This window comes from Isoptericola variabilis 225 (genome assembly GCF_000215105.1).
Classification (GTDB): Bacteria; Actinomycetota; Actinomycetes; order Actinomycetales; family Cellulomonadaceae; genus Isoptericola; species Isoptericola variabilis_A.
This window is the reverse complement of record NC_015588.1, coordinates 1,749,058-1,764,749: the sequence shown is the minus strand read 5'-3', so window position 1 is coordinate 1,764,749 and position 15,692 is coordinate 1,749,058. Positions and strand designations below refer to the sequence as shown.

The 15,692-nt window shown below is 74.5% G+C and carries 15 protein-coding genes; 12 read left to right on the top strand and 3 right to left on the bottom strand.

All coding sequences use genetic code 11. The features are described from left to right. Positions 1–166: 166 nt before the first annotated feature. The 11 genes from ISOVA_RS08210 to aroB all read left to right on the top strand — a co-directional run bounded on the left by ISOVA_RS08210 (position 167) and on the right by aroB (position 11,300). Entirely contained in the window at positions 167–1,141 is a 975-nt protein-coding gene (locus tag ISOVA_RS08210; protein ID WP_013838776.1) for a hypothetical protein, read from the top strand. A 257-nt stretch (positions 1,142–1,398) separates the two neighbouring features. Further along, positions 1,399–2,025 (top strand): 30S ribosomal protein S4, encoded by a 627-nt coding sequence (gene rpsD / locus ISOVA_RS08205; protein ID WP_013838775.1) that lies wholly within the window; start codon positions 1,399–1,401, stop codon positions 2,023–2,025. A 142-nt stretch (positions 2,026–2,167) separates the two neighbouring features. Further along, the gene (locus ISOVA_RS08200; RefSeq protein ID WP_013838774.1) at positions 2,168–2,542 is read left to right on the top strand and encodes a DUF948 domain-containing protein; all 375 of its coding nucleotides are present in this window, start codon (positions 2,168–2,170) and stop codon (positions 2,540–2,542) included. Continuing rightward, positions 2,542–2,925 carry a hypothetical protein gene (locus ISOVA_RS08195; RefSeq protein ID WP_013838773.1) on the top strand — a complete coding sequence of 128 codons (384 nt, stop codon included), beginning with the start codon at positions 2,542–2,544 and terminating at the stop codon, positions 2,923–2,925. The genes ISOVA_RS08200 and ISOVA_RS08195 overlap by 1 nt, the downstream gene beginning before the upstream one ends. Positions 2,926–3,020: 95 nt before the next feature. After that, a complete protein-coding gene (alaS, locus tag ISOVA_RS08190) occupies positions 3,021–5,720 on the top strand; it encodes an alanine--tRNA ligase (protein ID WP_013838772.1) in 2,700 nt (899 codons plus the stop codon). Next, positions 5,717–6,256, top strand: a complete 540-nt coding sequence (gene ruvX / locus ISOVA_RS08185) for a Holliday junction resolvase RuvX (protein ID WP_013838771.1) — start codon at positions 5,717–5,719, stop codon at positions 6,254–6,256. Before alaS ends, ruvX begins: the two co-directional genes overlap by 4 nt. A 52-nt stretch (positions 6,257–6,308) precedes the next feature. After that, the gene (mltG, locus tag ISOVA_RS08180) at positions 6,309–7,460 is read left to right on the top strand and encodes an endolytic transglycosylase MltG (RefSeq protein ID WP_013838770.1); all 1,152 of its coding nucleotides are present in this window, start codon (positions 6,309–6,311) and stop codon (positions 7,458–7,460) included. Between the two features lies 1 nt (position 7,461). Then, on the top strand, positions 7,462–8,337 hold the full coding sequence (locus tag ISOVA_RS08175) for a shikimate dehydrogenase (protein WP_013838769.1): 876 nt from the start codon (positions 7,462–7,464) through the stop codon (positions 8,335–8,337). Between the two features lie 82 nt (positions 8,338–8,419). Further along, on the top strand, positions 8,420–9,637 hold the full coding sequence (aroC, locus tag ISOVA_RS08170; RefSeq protein WP_013838768.1) for a chorismate synthase: 1,218 nt from the start codon (positions 8,420–8,422) through the stop codon (positions 9,635–9,637). Next, complete coding sequence (locus ISOVA_RS08165) at positions 9,634–10,173, top strand: shikimate kinase (RefSeq protein ID WP_013838767.1); 540 nt, start codon at positions 9,634–9,636, stop codon at positions 10,171–10,173. Before aroC ends, ISOVA_RS08165 begins: the two co-directional genes overlap by 4 nt. Continuing rightward, positions 10,158–11,300 carry a 3-dehydroquinate synthase gene (aroB, locus tag ISOVA_RS08160; RefSeq protein ID WP_013838766.1) on the top strand — a complete coding sequence of 381 codons (1,143 nt, stop codon included), beginning with the start codon at positions 10,158–10,160 and terminating at the stop codon, positions 11,298–11,300. The genes ISOVA_RS08165 and aroB overlap by 16 nt, the downstream gene beginning before the upstream one ends. 1 nt (position 11,301) lies before the next feature. Here the strand turns inward: aroB and ISOVA_RS08155 are convergent, their stop codons facing one another. Both ISOVA_RS08155 and ISOVA_RS08150 read right to left on the bottom strand, forming a co-directional pair. After that, a complete protein-coding gene (locus ISOVA_RS08155; protein ID WP_013838765.1) occupies positions 11,302–12,120 on the bottom strand; it encodes a glycerophosphodiester phosphodiesterase family protein in 819 nt (272 codons plus the stop codon). Further along, entirely contained in the window at positions 12,117–13,118 is a 1,002-nt protein-coding gene (locus ISOVA_RS08150) for an alpha/beta hydrolase (RefSeq protein WP_233275859.1), read from the bottom strand. Before ISOVA_RS08150 ends, ISOVA_RS08155 begins: the two co-directional genes overlap by 4 nt. A gap of 99 nt (positions 13,119–13,217) precedes the next feature. Here ISOVA_RS08150 and ISOVA_RS08145 point away from each other — a divergent pair, with 99 nt between their 5' ends. Next, entirely contained in the window at positions 13,218–14,648 is a 1,431-nt protein-coding gene (locus ISOVA_RS08145) for an MFS transporter (protein ID WP_013838763.1), read from the top strand. Here the strand turns inward: ISOVA_RS08145 and sigJ are convergent. After that, complete coding sequence (gene sigJ, locus ISOVA_RS08140; protein ID WP_013838762.1) at positions 14,596–15,645, bottom strand: RNA polymerase sigma factor SigJ; 1,050 nt, start codon at positions 15,643–15,645, stop codon at positions 14,596–14,598. The genes ISOVA_RS08145 and sigJ overlap by 53 nt on opposite strands. Positions 15,646–15,692 lie beyond the last annotated feature (47 nt).

Sequence of the window (15,692 nt, the reverse complement as noted above, 5' to 3'; positions counted from 1 at the left end):
GATCCGTCGCCGACGTAGCGACGGGGCACCACGACAGGGCGTGCCGATGTCGATCGGTCGCTACCTCGGCGCGGTGCGGATCAGACACCGTCCACACGCACCCGTCGTCCACAGAGCGGGGGCGCGTGCGGCACGGGGTGACTCCTGCCCCGTGCAGCCTGGCGCCATGGAGACGAACCACCCGCCCGGCCGTCCAGGTGGCGACGTCCCGCAGGGACGCACGTTGCCGCAGGTGATCCGGTCGAGCCGCGACCGAGAAGCCGAGGTGGGTGCGCGTCACCGACGCGGAAAGCTCCGGAAGATCCGGCACGGGATCTACGTCGAGTCGGCCGGACAGCTGCCGGCGGCGTCGGTCGCGGTGCGGCGGGAGCGCGAGCACCTCGTCAACCTGGCGGCGACCTTGTCGTCCCTTCGTACGGACCTGTGGGTGAGCCACACGAGCGCCGCGCTGCTGTGGGGCTGCTGGACCTACCGTCTGGGGGCGACGGCCGAGATCACGCAGCTGCACCCGCCGGACGTCAGGGCGAGCGCCGGCCCGGTCCGCCGGCACTGGACGGACCTTCCCGAGCGGGACCGCACCTTGCTGGGCGACGTGCCGGTCACGACGCTCGAGCGCACGGTCGTCGACTGCGCCCGCTCCCTGCCCGGCGACCAGGCCATCGTCGTCGTCGAGTCGGCGCTGCGGATCGGGTGCGACGGCGCACTCGTGGCGGCGATCCTCAAGGAGTCCACGGGCAGACGCGGGGTGCGGTCCGCCCGACGGGTGCTCGACGTCGCCGACGGTCGCGTCGAGTCGCCGGGTGAGGCCCGACTGAGGTGGATGCTCCTCTCCGCAGGGCTTCCGTACCCGGACGCCGCCATCCCGGTGGAGACGTGGGCGGGGGAGCGGTGGGTCGACCTCGGGTGGCCCGACCTCCAGGTGGGCTTCGAGTTCGACGGTCGGCTCAAGTACGCGGGCCTGCCTCCGGCGCAGCTGGAGCAGGTGCTGTACGAGGAGAAGCGTCGCCACGACGCGCTCGTCGAGGCGGGGTGGATCCTCATCCGTGTCTCCTGGGCGGACCTGGACGACCCCGAGGCGCTGCTGCGCCGGGTGGACGCGGCGCGTCGTCGTGCCCGTGCTCGGCTGCGCGGCGCGAGATAGCGATCCGTCGTCGAGATAGCGACCAGACGTCTCCAGAGGTGGCTGAGAGTGCGACAGGTCGCTACCTCGACGACGGATCGCTACCTCGAGGGGAGGGAGAGGGGCCCCGGCGGGATGGGCTAGGATGGTCCGGTTGCCTTTCCGGCGACCGCCTGGGACCTCGGCCCCGTGAGCACCGCGAGGTGCTCCTTCGGCTGGTCCCGCACCCGGCTCGTCCCGGGTGTGACCTCATCCATCACGACAGGACAGGAAGCACAGTGACCTCTGTGACCCGTTCGCGCCGCCAGGTCCGCCTGAGCCGCGCCCTCGGCCTCGCGCTCACGCCCAAGGCCGTCAAGCACTTCGAGAAGCGCCCGTACCCGCCCGGTGAGCACGGCCGCGCCCGCCGCCGCACCGAGTCGGACTACGCGGTCCGCCTGCGCGAGAAGCAGCGTCTGCGCGCCCAGTACGCGCTGCGCGAGAAGCAGCTCGTCAAGGTCTACGAGAACGCCCGCAAGCACCCGGGCCTGACCGGTGAGGTCATGGTCGAGGACCTCGAGACCCGCCTCGACGCGCTCGTGCTGCGCGCCGGTTTCGCCCGCACCATCCTGCAGGCGCGCCAGGCCGTGACGCACCGCCACATCCTCGTCGACGGCAAGATCGTCGACCGCCCGTCGTTCCGCGTGAAGCCGGGCCAGACCATCCAGGTCAAGCCCAAGTCGCAGGCCACGACGCCGTTCCAGGTCGCCGCCGCCGGCGCGCACCGCGACGTCCTGCCGGCCGTCCCGGGCTACCTGGACGTCCAGCTCGAGAAGCTCACCGCGACGCTGGCGCGCAAGCCGAAGCGCGCCGAGGTCCCCGTGACCTGCGACGTGCAGCTCGTCGTCGAGTTCTACGCTCGCTGACGCACCGCGGCTCGCCGCGACGCACGACCTCGGACGCCCCGTCACCCGCTCGCGCGGGGGGCGGGGCGTCCGCCGTCCCGGGATATAGGGTGACCGACGTCGTGCTCCACCGGAGCAGTTCACCCGAGCGAGGAGAGATCTGATGACCGCAGGTGACGTGGCAGGCCTCATCGCCGCCGTCGCGTTCGTGCTGCTCGTGGGCGTGCTCGCGGTGCCGCTCGTCAAGCTCGGGCGGGTGCTCGACGAGCTCTCGCGCAGCGTCCGCGAGGTCACGGAGCACTCGGTGACGATCCTCGACGAGGCGGCCACGACCGTCGCGTCCGCCAACGAGCAGCTCGTCAAGGTCGACACGATCACGACGTCGGCCGCGCAGGTGAGCGAGAACGTGTCCGCGCTCGCCGGGCTGTACGCCGCGACGCTGGGCCGTCCGCTGGTCAAGGTCGCGGCGTTCTCCTACGCGGTCCGCCAGGCGTTCGCGGGTGCGTCGCGCACCGCTCGCGAGGAGGGTCGCCGGTGATGCGCCGCCTGTTCTGGGTCGGCGTCGGCGTGACGATCACGGTCGTCGTCATCCGCCGCGGCAAGCGTCTCGTCGCGCAGTACGCGCCCGAGGCGGTCGTCGACCGCGCCGAGCGCACGGCGCAGGACCTCGGGCACCGCGCCGAGACCTTCGTGGGCGCCTTCCGCAGCGAGTTCACGACGGCGCGCGCCCGGCGCGAGGCCGAGCTCACCGCGGCGCTGCTCGCCGAGGGCCAGCCCGACCCCGACGACGTGCGCGCGAGCGGGCTGCGCGCGTCCACCGTCCGCCCGGGGCGGTCCGCCGTCGGCCGCCACGCGTCGGTGCCGCGCGACGTCGAGGCCGAGATCGCGGCCGACGAGGCCGAGCTCGGCTACTCGTTCTGAGACACCCCGTCCCGACCACCTCCCGGCAGGCGGGACAATGGGCCGAGGACCGCCTGCGGCCCGCCCGCCACCCAGCACACACCACGAAGGACACCATGCGTACCGCCGAGATCCGCCAGCGTTGGCTCGACTACTTCGAGTCGAAGGGGCACGAGCTCGTGCCGAGCGTCCCCCTGGTCTCGCCCGACCCGTCGATCCTGTTCACCATCGCCGGCATGGTGCCGTTCATCCCGTACATCCTGGGCACCGAGCAGGCGCCGTGGCCGCGTGTCGCGAGCGTGCAGAAGTGCATCCGGACCAACGACATCGAGAACGTCGGCCGCACCACGCGCCACGGCACGTTCTTCCAGATGAACGGCAACTTCTCGTTCGGCGACTACTTCAAGCGCGAGGCCATCGACTTCGCGTGGGAGCTGCTGACGACGGAGCAGTCGAAGGGCGGCTACGGCTTCGACGGCGACCGCCTGTGGGTGACGATCTGGGAGAAGGACGCCGAGGCGTACGAGGCCCTGACCAAGGGCGTGGGCATCGACCCGAAGCACGTCGTGCGCCTGCCGCGCGAGGAGAACTTCTGGGACACGGGCCAGCCCGGCCCGGCCGGCCCGTGCGCCGAGTGGCACTACGACCGCGGTCCCGCGTACGGCCCCGAGGCCGAGGGCGGCACCGTGGACCCGGGTGGCGACCGCTACCTCGAGGTCTGGAACCTCGTCTTCGACGAGTTCGTGCGCGGCGAGGGCCAGGGCAAGGACTACCCGCTGCTCGGCGAGCTCGAGCACAAGAGCATCGACACCGGTGCCGGCCTGGAGCGCATCGCGTTCCTGCTCCAGGGCAAGGAGAACATGTACGAGATCGACGAGGTCTTCCCCGTCATCTCGACCGTCGAGGAGCTGTCGGGCAAGCGCTACGGCGCCGACCCGGAGGACGACGTGCGCATGCGCGTCGTCGCCGACCACGTGCGCTCGTCGCTCATGGTCATCGGCGACGGCGTGCGCCCGTCGAACGAGGGCCGCGGCTACGTGCTGCGCCGCCTGCTGCGCCGCGCGGTGCGGGCCGTGCGCCTGCTCGGCGTCGACGAGGTCGCGCTGCCGTCGCTGCTGCCGGTCTCGAAGGACGCGATGAAGGCCTCGTACCCCGAGCTCGAGGCCGAGTTCGGCCGCATCAGCGACGTCGCCTACGCCGAGGAGGAGGCGTTCCGGCGCACGCTCGCGCAGGGCACCACGATCCTCGACACGGCCGTGAGCAAGGCGAAGTCCGCCGCCGACGGCCGCACGCCCACGCTCTCGGGCGCCGAGGCGTTCCAGCTGCACGACACCTACGGCTTCCCGATCGACCTCACGCTCGAGATGGCCGCCGAGCAGGGCGTCCAGGTCGACGAGAAGGCGTTCCGCGAGCTCATGGCGGAGCAGAAGCAGCGTGCCCGCGCCGACGCGCTCGCCAAGAAGACCGGGCACGCCGACCTGCGCGCCTACGAGACGCTGTCCAAGGAGCTGCGCTCGCCGGTCGAGTTCCTCGGGTACACCGACACCGAGGCCGCCGTCCAGGTCGCCGGCCTGCTCGTCGACGGCGTCCCGGCGCCGGCCGCGACCGCCCCGGCCGACGTCGAGGTCGTGCTCGACCGCACCCCGTTCTACGCCGAGGCCGGCGGCCAGCTCGCCGACCAGGGCACCATCGTGCTCGACGGCGGCGCCACGATCGAGGTCGACGACGTCCAGCGGCCGGTGGCCGGGCTGTCGGTCCACCGCGGCCGCCTGGTCGAGGGCACGGTGGCGCTCGGGGACCCGGGCACCGCACGCATCGACGTGGGCCGCCGGGTCGCGATCAGCCGCGCCCACTCGGCGACGCACATGATCCACAAGGCGCTGCACGAGATGGTCGGGCCCGACCGGACCCAGGCGGGCTCGGAGAACGCCCCGAGCCGCGTCCGGTTCGACTTCCGCTCGCCGTCGGCCGTGCCGTCGTCGGCGCTGACGGAGATCGAGGAGCGCGTCAACACGCGGCTCACCGAGAACCTCGAGGTCACCGACGCGACGATGCCGATCGCCGAGGCGCGCGCGCTGGGCGCGATGGCGCTGTTCGGCGAGAAGTACGGGGACGTCGTGCGCGTCGTGTCGATCGGCGGGGACTGGTCGCGCGAGCTCTGCGGCGGCACGCACGTCAAGGCCACCGGCGAGATCGGCCGCGTCGCGCTGCTCGGCGAGTCGTCCATCGGCTCGGGCGTGCGCCGCGTCGACGCGCTCGTCGGCGACGGCGCCTACGGCTTCCACGCCAAGGAGCACGCGCTCGTCGGCCAGCTCACCGGCATGCTCAACGCGCGCCCGGACGAGCTCGCCGACCGTGTCGGCTCGCTGATAGCGCGCCTCAAGGAGACCGAGAAGGAGCTCGCCGCGCTGCGCCAGCGCCAGCTGCTCGCCGCGGCCGGCTCGCTCGCCGCGAACGCGCCGCGCGTCGGCGACGTCCGCGTCGTGACGCACGACGCCGGCGAGGTCGCCTCCGCGGACGACCTGCGCGCCCTCGCGCTCGACGTGCGCGGGCGTCTCGGCGAGGCGGAGCCGGTGGTCGTCGCCGTCGGCGGCGTCGCGGGCGGACGCCCGCTGATCGTCGTGGCGACGAACGCGGGCGCCCGCGACAAGGGCCTGCGCGCGGGCGACTTCGTCAGGGCCGCGGCGGGCGTGCTCGGCGGCGGGGGCGGCGGCAAGCCGGACCTCGCGCAGGGCGGCGGCTCGGACGCCGCCGCGCTCCCGGCCGCGCTGGACGGCGTCCAGGAGGGCGTCCGCAGCGCCCTGACGGGCGCGTGAGCCTGTCGGCCCACCACGACGCCGGGGGTGGGCCCTCGCAGGGCCTCCCGCGGGGAGCCCGCCTCGGCGTCGACGTCGGCAAGGTCCGCATCGGGCTGGCGGCGAGCGACCCGGACGGGATCGTCGCCACGCCCGTGGAGACCGTGCCCCGCGTGCTCGAGGTGCCGCGGTCGGCGGACGGCACCCCCGCGGTGACGTCCGACGTCGCGCGGATCGCCGCGGAGGTCGAGGAGCGGTTCGCGGCCGTCGTCTACGTCGGGCTCCCGCGGCACCTGTCCGGCGCGGAGGGCGCCGCGACCGCGGACGCGCGCGACTTCGCAGGTCGGCTGGCCGCCGCGGTCGCGCCCGTCGAGGTCCGGCTCGTCGACGAGCGCATGTCCACCGTGACCGCGCACGCGCAGCTGCGGTCCGCCGGACGACGCACCAAGACGCACCGCGCCGTCGTCGACCAGGCAGCAGCCGTTATCATTCTGCAATCTGCACTCGACGTGGAGCGGGCGGCGGGCACACGCGCCGGCGAGCACGTCGACGTGTGAGCAGCGACCCGCAGCACCCCGGCAACGGCCCCTCGCACAAGGAAGATCCCGAGTGACGGACCTCTTCGATCCCCCCATCGCCCAGCAGCCTGTCCCGTCGTCGCGGGCGCGCTCGTCGGCGAGCCGTCGGGCCGCCGCGAAGCGGCGTCGTCGCCGGCTGCAGCGCACCGCCGTCGTCGTGGTGGTCCTGCTCGGCATCCTCGGCATCGCGGGGTACGTGATCTTCGACAGGGTCAGCGACGGGCTGCGCGGCTTCACCAACCTGTTCGCCGCCGAGCAGGCGGAGGACTACCCGGGCCCGGGCGGCGACCCCGTCATGGTCGAGATCCCCGAGGGCGCCACGGGCGCGCAGATGGGCGACGTGCTCCACGAGGCCGGCGTCGTCGCGAGCGTCGAGGCGTTCACCCAGGCCTTCTCCGCCAACCCTGCCGCCGCGAGCATCCAGCCCGGCAGCTACGAGCTCCAGCTCGAGATGAAGGCGTCCGACGCCGTCTCACGCCTCGTCTCGGGCGAGAAGGTGCAGACGACGGTCACCATCCCCGAGGGCTTCACCGTCGCTCAGGTGCTCGACCGCGTCTCGTCCGTGACGACGATCCCGCGCGACCAGCTCGACGCCGCGCTCGCCGACCCCGCGTCGATCGGCCTGCCCGAGGCGGCGGGGGGCAACGCCGAGGGCTGGCTGTTCCCGAAGACGTACACGGTCCAGCCGAACGACGACGCGACCACGCTCCTCTCGGCCATGGTCGAGCAGACCCGGAACGAGCTCACCACCCTGGGCGTGCCGGAGGACCGCTGGCAGGAGGTCCTGATCAAGGCCTCGCTCGTGGAGCGGGAGGCGAAGTACGCACCGGACCGCCCGATGATGGCGCGCGCGATCGAGAACCGGCTCGAGCGCGGGCAGCGCCTGGAGATCGACGCCGCCGTCGCCTACGGCCTGGGCATCTCGGGAACCGAGCTGACCCGTGACCACACGCGCGACGCGAGCAACCCGTACAACACGTACCAGCACGCGGGCCTGCCGCCGGGGCCGATCGCGAACCCGGGTGCCGCGTCCGTCGAGGCGGTCGTGAACCCGGCCGACGGCGAGTGGCTGTTCTGGACCGCGGTCAACCTCGAGACGGGCGAGACGAAGTTCGCCGAGACCTTCGAGGAGCACCAGCGCAACGTCGCCGAGCTGCGCGCCTGGCAAGAGACGAACAGCTGAGATGACGCCCACCCGACGCGCGGCGGTGCTGGGGCACCCCGTGGCGCACTCGCTGTCGCCCGTGCTGCACACCGCGGCGTACCGCGCGCTCGGCCTCGACGGCTGGGAGTACACGGCGATCGACACCACGATCGAGGACCTGCCCGCGCTCGTGGGCGAGCTGGACCTCGGCTGGGCCGGGCTGAGCGTCACCATGCCGCTCAAGCAGGCGATCATCCCGCTGGTGGACCATGTCGAGCCGCTCGCGCAGGCCGTCGGCGCCGTCAACACGGTGCTCGTGGGCCCGGCACGGTGCGGCGTGACGCTCACCGGCACCAACACCGACGTCTACGGCCTGGTCGAGGCGCTGCGCGAGGGTCTCGGGAGCCGCGACGCGCGGATCGAGAACGCGGTCGTGCTCGGCGGCGGGGCCACCGCGGCGTCGACCCTCGCGGCGCTCGCCGAGCTCGGCTGCACCTCGCCGCGCGTGCTCGTGCGCTCGCTGTCGCGGACCGGCGGCCTGCAGGAGGCCGCGGCCCGCATGGGCGTCGTCCCGCGCTACGAGGTGCTCGAGGCCGTGGCCGCGGTCGGCGCGCTCCGCCGCGCGGACGTCGTCGTCTCCACCATGCCCGCGCACGCGGCCGACCCCGTCGCCCACGCGTTCGCCACGCACGGGGGCGCGCCGCAGGGCGTGCTGCTCGACGTCGTCTACGACCCGCGGCCCACCGCGCTGTCGCAGGCGTGGGCGTCCGCGGGCGGAACCGTCGTCGGCGGGGAGCGCATGCTGCTCCACCAGGCGGTCGAGCAGGTGCGGCTCATGACCGGCCGTACCGCGCCGCTCGCCGCGATGGACGCCGCGCTCGCCCAGGCCTTGGCGACGCACCCGGCCGCCCGCTGACCCGTCGAGCGTCGTCGTGGGGCGCCGTCCGCATCACGGCCACCGGCGATGGGCGCCCTGAGCGCGTGAAACAATCGCACCCATGCTGCGCTGGTTGACGTCGGGAGAGTCGCACGGTCCGGCCCTGGTCGGGGTGATGGAGGGTCTGCCCGCGGGCGTCGAGCTCACGACGGCCGACATCCAGGCCGCGCTCGCCCGCCGCCGCCTCGGCTACGGCCGCGGCGCCCGCATGAAGTTCGAGCAGGACGAGGTCCGCGTGCTCGGCGGCCTGCGCCACGGCGTGACGCAGGGCGGCCCGCTCGCGATCGAGATCGGCAACACCGAGTGGCCGAAGTGGACCAAGGTCATGTCGGCCGACCCGGTGCCGCCCGAGGCGCTGATGGTCGACGCCGGCACGGGCGACGAGCGCGAGATCGCGCGCAACCGCCCGCTCACCCGCCCGCGCCCGGGGCACGCCGACCTCGTCGGGATGCGCAAGTACGGGTTCGACGACGCCCGCCCGGTGCTCGAGCGCGCCTCGGCCCGCGAGACCGCGACGCGCGTCGCGCTGGGCGTCGCGGCGGCCCGCTTCCTCGAGCAGGCGCTCGGCGTGCGCCTCGTCTCGCACGTCGTGGCGATCGGGCCGGTCGAGGTCCCCGAGGGTGCCGACGTGCCGACGCCCCACGACGTCGCGCAGCTCGACGCCGACCCGGTGCGCTGCTTCGACGGGGCCACGAGCGCGGCGATGGTCGAGGAGATCGACCGGTGCCGCAAGGACGGCGACACGCTCGGCGGCGTGGTCGAGGTGCTCGCGTACGGCGTGCCGTCGGGCCTCGGCTCCTACGTGCACGGAGACCGCCGCCTCGACGCGCGCCTCGCCGCGGCGCTGATGGGCATCCAGGCGATCAAGGGCGTCGAGGTCGGCGACGGCTTCCGCACGGCCCGGCGTCGCGGCTCGGCCGCGCACGACGAGATCGAGCGCGGGCCCGACGGACGCATCCGGCGTCGCACGAACCGTGCCGGCGGCATCGAGGGCGGCATGAGCAACGGCGAGGTCGTGCGCGTGCGCGCGGCGATGAAGCCCATCTCGACGGTGCCGCGCGCGCTCGCGACGGTGGACGTCGCCACGGGCGACCCGGTGACCGCCCACCACCAGCGCTCGGACGTGTGCGCGGTGCCGCCGGCCGCCGTCGTCGCCGAGGCGATGGTCGCGCTCGAGCTGGCGCAGGCCGCGATCGAGAAGTTCGGCGGGGACTCCGTCGCGGAGGTGCGCCGCAACGCCGCGGCCTACCTGGCGTCGGTCCCCGAGCTGCTGCGATGAGCGCCACGGCACCGGCGGTCGTGCTCGTCGGCCCGCCCGGCAGCGGCAAGACGACGGTCGGCCGGCTCGTCGCCCAGCATCTGGGTGTCGGGTTCCGGGACACCGACACCGACGTCGAGCAGGTCGCGGGCAAGGCCGTGGCGGACGTCTTCGTCGAGGACGGCGAGCCGCGGTTCCGCGAGCTCGAGCGCGAGGCCGTCACGACGGCGCTCGCCGAGCACGACGGCGTCCTCGCCCTCGGCGGCGGCGCGGTCATGGACCCGCTCACGCAGGGCGCCCTCGAGGGGTACACGGCCGCGGGCGGCGTCGTCGTCTTCCTCGACGTGTCGCTCGCCCACGCCGCCCCGCGCGTCGGGTTCAACCAGTCGCGGCCGCTGCTCGTGGGCAACCCGCGCGCCCGCTGGGCCGAGCTCATGGAGCGGCGGCGCCCCACGTACGAGCGGCTCGCGACGGTGCGCGTGCTGTCCGACGGTCGCAGCGCGAAGGACGTCGCGGCCGAGGTCTACCAGGAGGTCCAGGCATGTCGGTCCGCGTGACCGTGCAGGGTGCGTCGCCCTACGACGTCGTCATCGGTCGTCACCTGCTCGGCGAGCTGCCGGGCCTGCTCGGCGACGGGGTGCGGCGCGTGCTCGTCATGCACCCGGCGTCGCTGCAGGCCACGGGCGAGGCGGTCCGTGAGGACCTCGTGTCCCAGGGCTACGAGGCGTTCGCCGTCGAGCTGCCGGACGCGGAGGAGCAGAAGACCGCGCAGGTCGCGGCCTTCTGCTGGCAGGTGCTCGGTCAGGCGGACTTCACGCGCTCCGACGCGGTCGTGTCGGTCGGCGGGGGCGCGACGACGGACCTCGCCGGTTTCGTCGCGGCCACCTGGCTGCGGGGCATCACGGTCGTCCACGTGCCGACCACCCTGCTGGCGATGGTCGACGCGGCCGTGGGTGGCAAGACGGGGATCAACACCGCCGAGGGCAAGAACCTCGTCGGCGCGTTCCACCCGCCCGCCGGCGTGCTGTGCGACCTCGCCGCGCTCGAGTCGCTCGACCGGTGGGACCTCGTCGCCGGCATGGCGGAGGTCGTCAAGACGGGCTTCATCGCCGACGAGCGCATCCTCGAGCTCGTCGAGGAGCACGCGGAGGCGCTGCGCGAGTGGAAGGGCGCCGACGCCGCACCCGAGACGTGGGACGTGCTCGCCGAGCTCATCGAGCGGTCGGTGCGCGTCAAGGCGCGGGTGGTGGGGGAGGACCTCACCGAGAAGGGTCTGCGCGAGATCCTCAACTACGGCCACACCCTCGGGCACGCGATCGAGCTCACCGAGCGCTACCGCTGGCGTCACGGCGCCGCGGTCGCGGTCGGGATGGTGTTCGCCGCCGAGCTCGCACGGCTGGCCGGCAAGCTCGACGAGGCGGTCGTCGACCGGCACCGGGCGATCCTCTCGGCGCTCGGGCTGCCGACCTCCTACCGCGGCGACCGCTGGGAGCAGCTCGTCGCCGCCATGCGCCGGGACAAGAAGTCCCGCGGCGACCTGCTGCGGTTCGTCGTGCTCGACGACGTCGCCAAGCCCGTGCGGCTCGAGGGCCCCGACCCGACGCTGCTCGCCGCCGCCTACGCCGAGATCTCCACCGAGCCGCCGAGCGACCGTCCCGGGGTGCCGGTCCAGCTCGGTCTCTGACCTACGCCGGCCACAGGCCCCGCTCGGTCAGGACGTCGCGCAGCAGGTCGGCGCGGTCGGTGACGATCCCGTCGACACCGAGGTCGATCAGCCGCCGCATCTCGTCGGCGTCGTTGATCGTCCAGACGTGGACGTGGGCGCCGGCCGCGTGCGCGGCGGCGACCGTGCGCTCGTCGCCCACGCGCACCGGCCCCTGCCGGACCGGGACCTGCAGCGCGTGCACGCCGCGCAACGCCCACCGCGCGACTGCGTCGAGGCGCAGGCGCGCCCCCGCGAGGAAGCCCACCACCTCGCGCGTGCCCGCCGACGTCGCGACCGGGCTCGACAGCCGGGCGAGCGTGGCCCGCCGTCGGTCGGTCGAGAACGACGTGACGCACACGCGGTCGTGCGCGCGCGTGCGCTCGATCGCGGCCGCGACGGCCGCGACGCCGGACGTCGCCTTGACGTCGACGTTGACCCGCACGTCCGGCCACGCACCGAGCAGGTCCTCGAGCTTCGGCACGGGCTCCGTGCCGCCGATGCGGGCGCGGCGCACGACCTCCCACGGCAGGTCCGCGACCGTGCCCGTGGCGTCCGTCGTGCGGTCGAGCGACTCGTCGTGCAGCGCGACCGCGACGCCGTCGCGCGTGCCGTGCGCGTCCGTCTCCAGGTAGCGGAACCCGAGGTCGACCGCGGCGGCGAACGCGGCCATCGAATTCTCCAGGCCGGTGTCCACGCCGCCCGGGCGGGCGAACCCGCGGTGCGCGAGCGCCGCGACTCCGCGCGCCGCGCCCGGAGGCCGGGGCGCGTCGAAGTACGGGTGCGGGGCCGCGCCGGTCACGACGCGTCCGCGGGCAGGTGCTCCGCGACCCACGCCAGCATCCCCTCGAGGTAGGCCTTGCGCGGCCCGTCCGCGGACAGCGTCAGGTCGTGCACGCCGCCCTCGACCACGAGCCGGTCGACCCGCTCGCCCAGCCGGCGCGCCCGGGCGTCGATGAGGTCGACGTCGAGCACCGTGTCCTGCGCGTCGAGGTCCGGGTTGTCGGGGCTGTCCGGGCCCGACGACGCGGACGTCGCCACGAGCACGGGGCACGGGATCTCGAGCCCGCGCGCGAGGCGCACCTGGGCGCGAACGACCGCGCGCACCCACCCGGCGCGCTTGGGCACGCTCTCCGGTCGCTTGAGCGTCGGGTCGAAGTCCCAGCGCCCGCCGTTGGCCCGCAGCTGGTACGTCGCGTACATCGACGGCGACGTGCTGAGGACCGCCATCGGGCGCGTGCGGCCGAGCACCTCGATCGCACCCGCGTTCACGACCCGCACCAGCCCGGCGGCGTGCAGGTTGAGGAACGGCGAGTCGAGCACCAGCAGGTCGGGCCCCGCGCCGGGCTCGTCGCGCCGCGCGTGCGCCCAGATCGAGGCCGTCAGCCCGCCCGTCGAGTGCGCGTGCACGACGAGGGGCGCGCCCGGCTCCAGCGCGCGCACCGCACGGGCGGCGGCGTCGACGTCCTCGCCGAGCTCGCGCAGGCTCGTCGTGAAGTGCGGGACGTCGCCCGGTCGCAACGAGCGCCCCGCGCGACGCAGGTCCACGGCGTAGAACGCGTGCCCGGCGTCCGTCACGGCCCGCGCCAGGTGGTCCTGGAAGAAGTAGTCGTTGAACCCGTGCACGTGCAGCACCGTTGCGCGCGGGCGGGCGGGCCGGTCGACCGGTCGCACGAGCGTCGCCTCGCCCAGCGGCGCCGCCTCGAACGCGTCGCCGAGCAGCACGTCGGGCGCCCAGTCGAGCTCGGAGACGGACAGGTCCAGGTCGACGGCGTCGGTGGCGTCGCGGTGGTCGGGCACGGTCGGATCGTATGCCGTCACCCGCGCCGGCGCGTGCCGGACGCCGCAGGACACCCCGGGGCTCCCTGCCGGACACCCGGGTAGGGCAGACTCGCCGCCATGAGCGACACGCACACGACACCGGGGTCGGCGGCAGACCTCCCGGCGCAGCCCCCGAGCCGCCTCACCGACCCGCCGGCCACGGACGTGCCGCCTCGCCGTGGGCCCGTTCCCCGTCGCCAGGTCGTGTCGTGGGCGCTGTGGGACTGGGCCACCCAGCCGTTCAACACCGTCATCGTCACGTTCGTCTTCACCGCGTCCTACCTCACGAGCGACGCGTTCCTCGACCCGTCGGTCGCCGCGCTCGGGGCGGACTCGCCCGCGCGCGAGCGGGCGCTCGCGGACCTCGCGAGCGGCCTCGGGGCGTGGATCACGGCCGCGGGTTTCGTCATCGCCGTGCTCGCCCCGGTGCTGGGCCGGCGCGCGGACGTGGCGGGCCGTCGCAAGGCGTGGCTCGGCGGGGCGACGATCCTGCTCGTCGCGTGCATGCTCGCGCTGTTCGCGGTGCGGGCCGACCCGGTGTACTTCGCGGTCGGGGCCGCGCTGATCGCGCTCGGCAGCGTCGCGAGCGAGATCGCGGGGGTCAACTACAACGCGATGCTCGTCCAGGTCTCGACGCCCGCCACCATCGGCAAGGTCTCGGGCATCGGCTGGGGCCTCGGCTACGTCGGCGGGATCCTGGCGCTGGTGATCATCGTCGTCGCGACCATGTTCGACTGGTGGGGCATGCCGACGGACGACGGCCTGCCGTACCGGGTGATCGCGGTCGGCTGCGCGCTGTGGGCGGTGGCGTTCGCGTGGCCGCTGTTCCGGTACGTGCCCGAGGCTCCGCCGGCGGCCGACCGGCCGCGGGTCGGCTTCTTCGCGAGCTACGCCGTGCTCGTGCGCGACGTCGTCGAGCTGTTCCGCACCGCGCGTCCCACGTTCTGGTTCCTCCTGGCCAGCGCCGTGTACCGGGACGGGCTCGCCGCCGTGTTCACGTTCGGCGCGATCATCGCGGCGGTCTCGTTCGGCTTCGGCGAGCAGCAGGTCATCGTGTTCGGCATCGCGGCCAACCTGCTGGCGGGCCTGAGCACCATCGCCGCCGGCCGGCTCGACGACCGCTTCGGCCCGCGGGCGGTGATCCTCGGCTCGCTGGCGGGCCTGGTCGTGTGCGGGCTCGTCGTCGTCCTCCTGCACGACCTGGGCCAGGTCGTCTTCTGGGCGGCGGGGCTGCTGCTCACGTGCTTCGTCGGCCCCGCGCAGGCGGCGTCGCGCTCCCTGCTGGCGCGCATGAGCCCGCCGGGGCGCGAGTCGGAGATCTTCGGCCTCTACGCGACCACCGGGCGTGCGGCGTCGTTCCTCGCGCCGTCGTTGTGGACGCTGCTCATCGCGCTCACGGGCGCGACGATCTGGGGCACGCTCGGGATCATCGTCGTGCTCCTGGCGGGCCTGCTGCTCATGCTGGCGGTGCGTCCGACGCCGCCCGGCGCCGCGCCGCGACGTCCCTGATCACCCGCGCGACGGCGTCGAGGTCCGCGAGCGGGCCGAGGTGGCGGAGCTTGTCGGGGTTGATGACGCCTCGCAGGTGCGTCACGCGGCCGCCGGAGACGTCGAGCGCGTAGGTGCCGATGAGCCCGCCGCCGATCGACTCGTCCGCGTACGCCACCATGCCCGGGCGGCCGTTGACGAGCGCCGGGCGCAGGTGGCCGGGCGCCCCGCGGCGGGCGAAGCCGACGAGCAGGCGCGCGACGGCCTCGCGTCCCCGGACCGGCTTGGACACCGCGAACCCGGGAGGGGTGTTGCCGCCGCTGTCGCCGACGATCTCGACGTCCTCGGCGAGCAGCTCGAGCAGGGCCTCGAGCTCGCCGCGCTCGACGGCGGCGATGAACCGCTCGACGAGCTCGGCGGCGTGCGGGTCGGGCCGGTCGGCCGCGGCGCCCCGCGCGTCGTCCACCATCTCCTCGCGGCGGGCCGCGACCCGGCGCCGTGCCCGCGAGACGAGCTGGCGCGCCGCGAGCTCCGTGGTGCCGATGACCCGAGCGGCCTGCCGGTGCGGGTAGCCCAGCACGTCGTGCAGCAGGAACGCGGCCCGCTCGGACGGGGTGAGCGTCTCGAGCAGCACGAGGAACGCGGTCGACAGGTCGTCCGCCAGCTCGGCGTGCGCCGCCCCGTCGGGCGGGGCGGCGCCGCTCGCGACCACGTCGCCGACGAGCGGCTCGGGCAGCCACTCGCCGACGTAGCTCTCGCGCCGCACGCGCGCCGAGCGCAGCACGTCGAGGGCGATCCGGGTCGCGACCGTCGTCGTGTACGCCTCGGCGTTGACCACGTCGTCCGCCACCTCGCCCTGCGGCGCGACGCGCAGCAGCGCCTCCTGGGCGACGTCCTCGGCCTCGGTGACGCTGCCGAGCATGCGGTAGGCGGCCGCGAACGCGACGCGCCGCAGGTCGGTCAGGCTGGGCGTGGGACGGTGGCGGCGGGCGGTCCGGGGGCGGTGGTGGCGGGTCACGGGGTCACCCTCCCGCGTGCGTCGCCGGTGGTCGAGCGTCGGGTCCG

Coding starts and splice junctions, on each gene's coding strand:
- ISOVA_RS08210 (WP_013838776.1), top strand. CDS start 167: ATGGAGACGAACCACCCGCCCGGCCGTCCAGGTGGCGACGTCCCGCAG.
- ISOVA_RS08200 (WP_013838774.1), top strand. CDS start 2,168: ATGACCGCAGGTGACGTGGCAGGCCTCATCGCCGCCGTCGCGTTCGTG.
- ISOVA_RS08195 (WP_013838773.1), top strand. CDS start 2,542: ATGCGCCGCCTGTTCTGGGTCGGCGTCGGCGTGACGATCACGGTCGTC.
- alaS (WP_013838772.1), top strand. CDS start 3,021: ATGCGTACCGCCGAGATCCGCCAGCGTTGGCTCGACTACTTCGAGTCG.
- ISOVA_RS08175 (WP_013838769.1), top strand. CDS start 7,462: ATGACGCCCACCCGACGCGCGGCGGTGCTGGGGCACCCCGTGGCGCAC.
- aroC (WP_013838768.1), top strand. CDS start 8,420: ATGCTGCGCTGGTTGACGTCGGGAGAGTCGCACGGTCCGGCCCTGGTC.
- ISOVA_RS08165 (WP_013838767.1), top strand. CDS start 9,634: ATGAGCGCCACGGCACCGGCGGTCGTGCTCGTCGGCCCGCCCGGCAGC.
- aroB (WP_013838766.1), top strand. CDS start 10,158: ATGTCGGTCCGCGTGACCGTGCAGGGTGCGTCGCCCTACGACGTCGTC.
- ISOVA_RS08145 (WP_013838763.1), top strand. CDS start 13,218: ATGAGCGACACGCACACGACACCGGGGTCGGCGGCAGACCTCCCGGCG.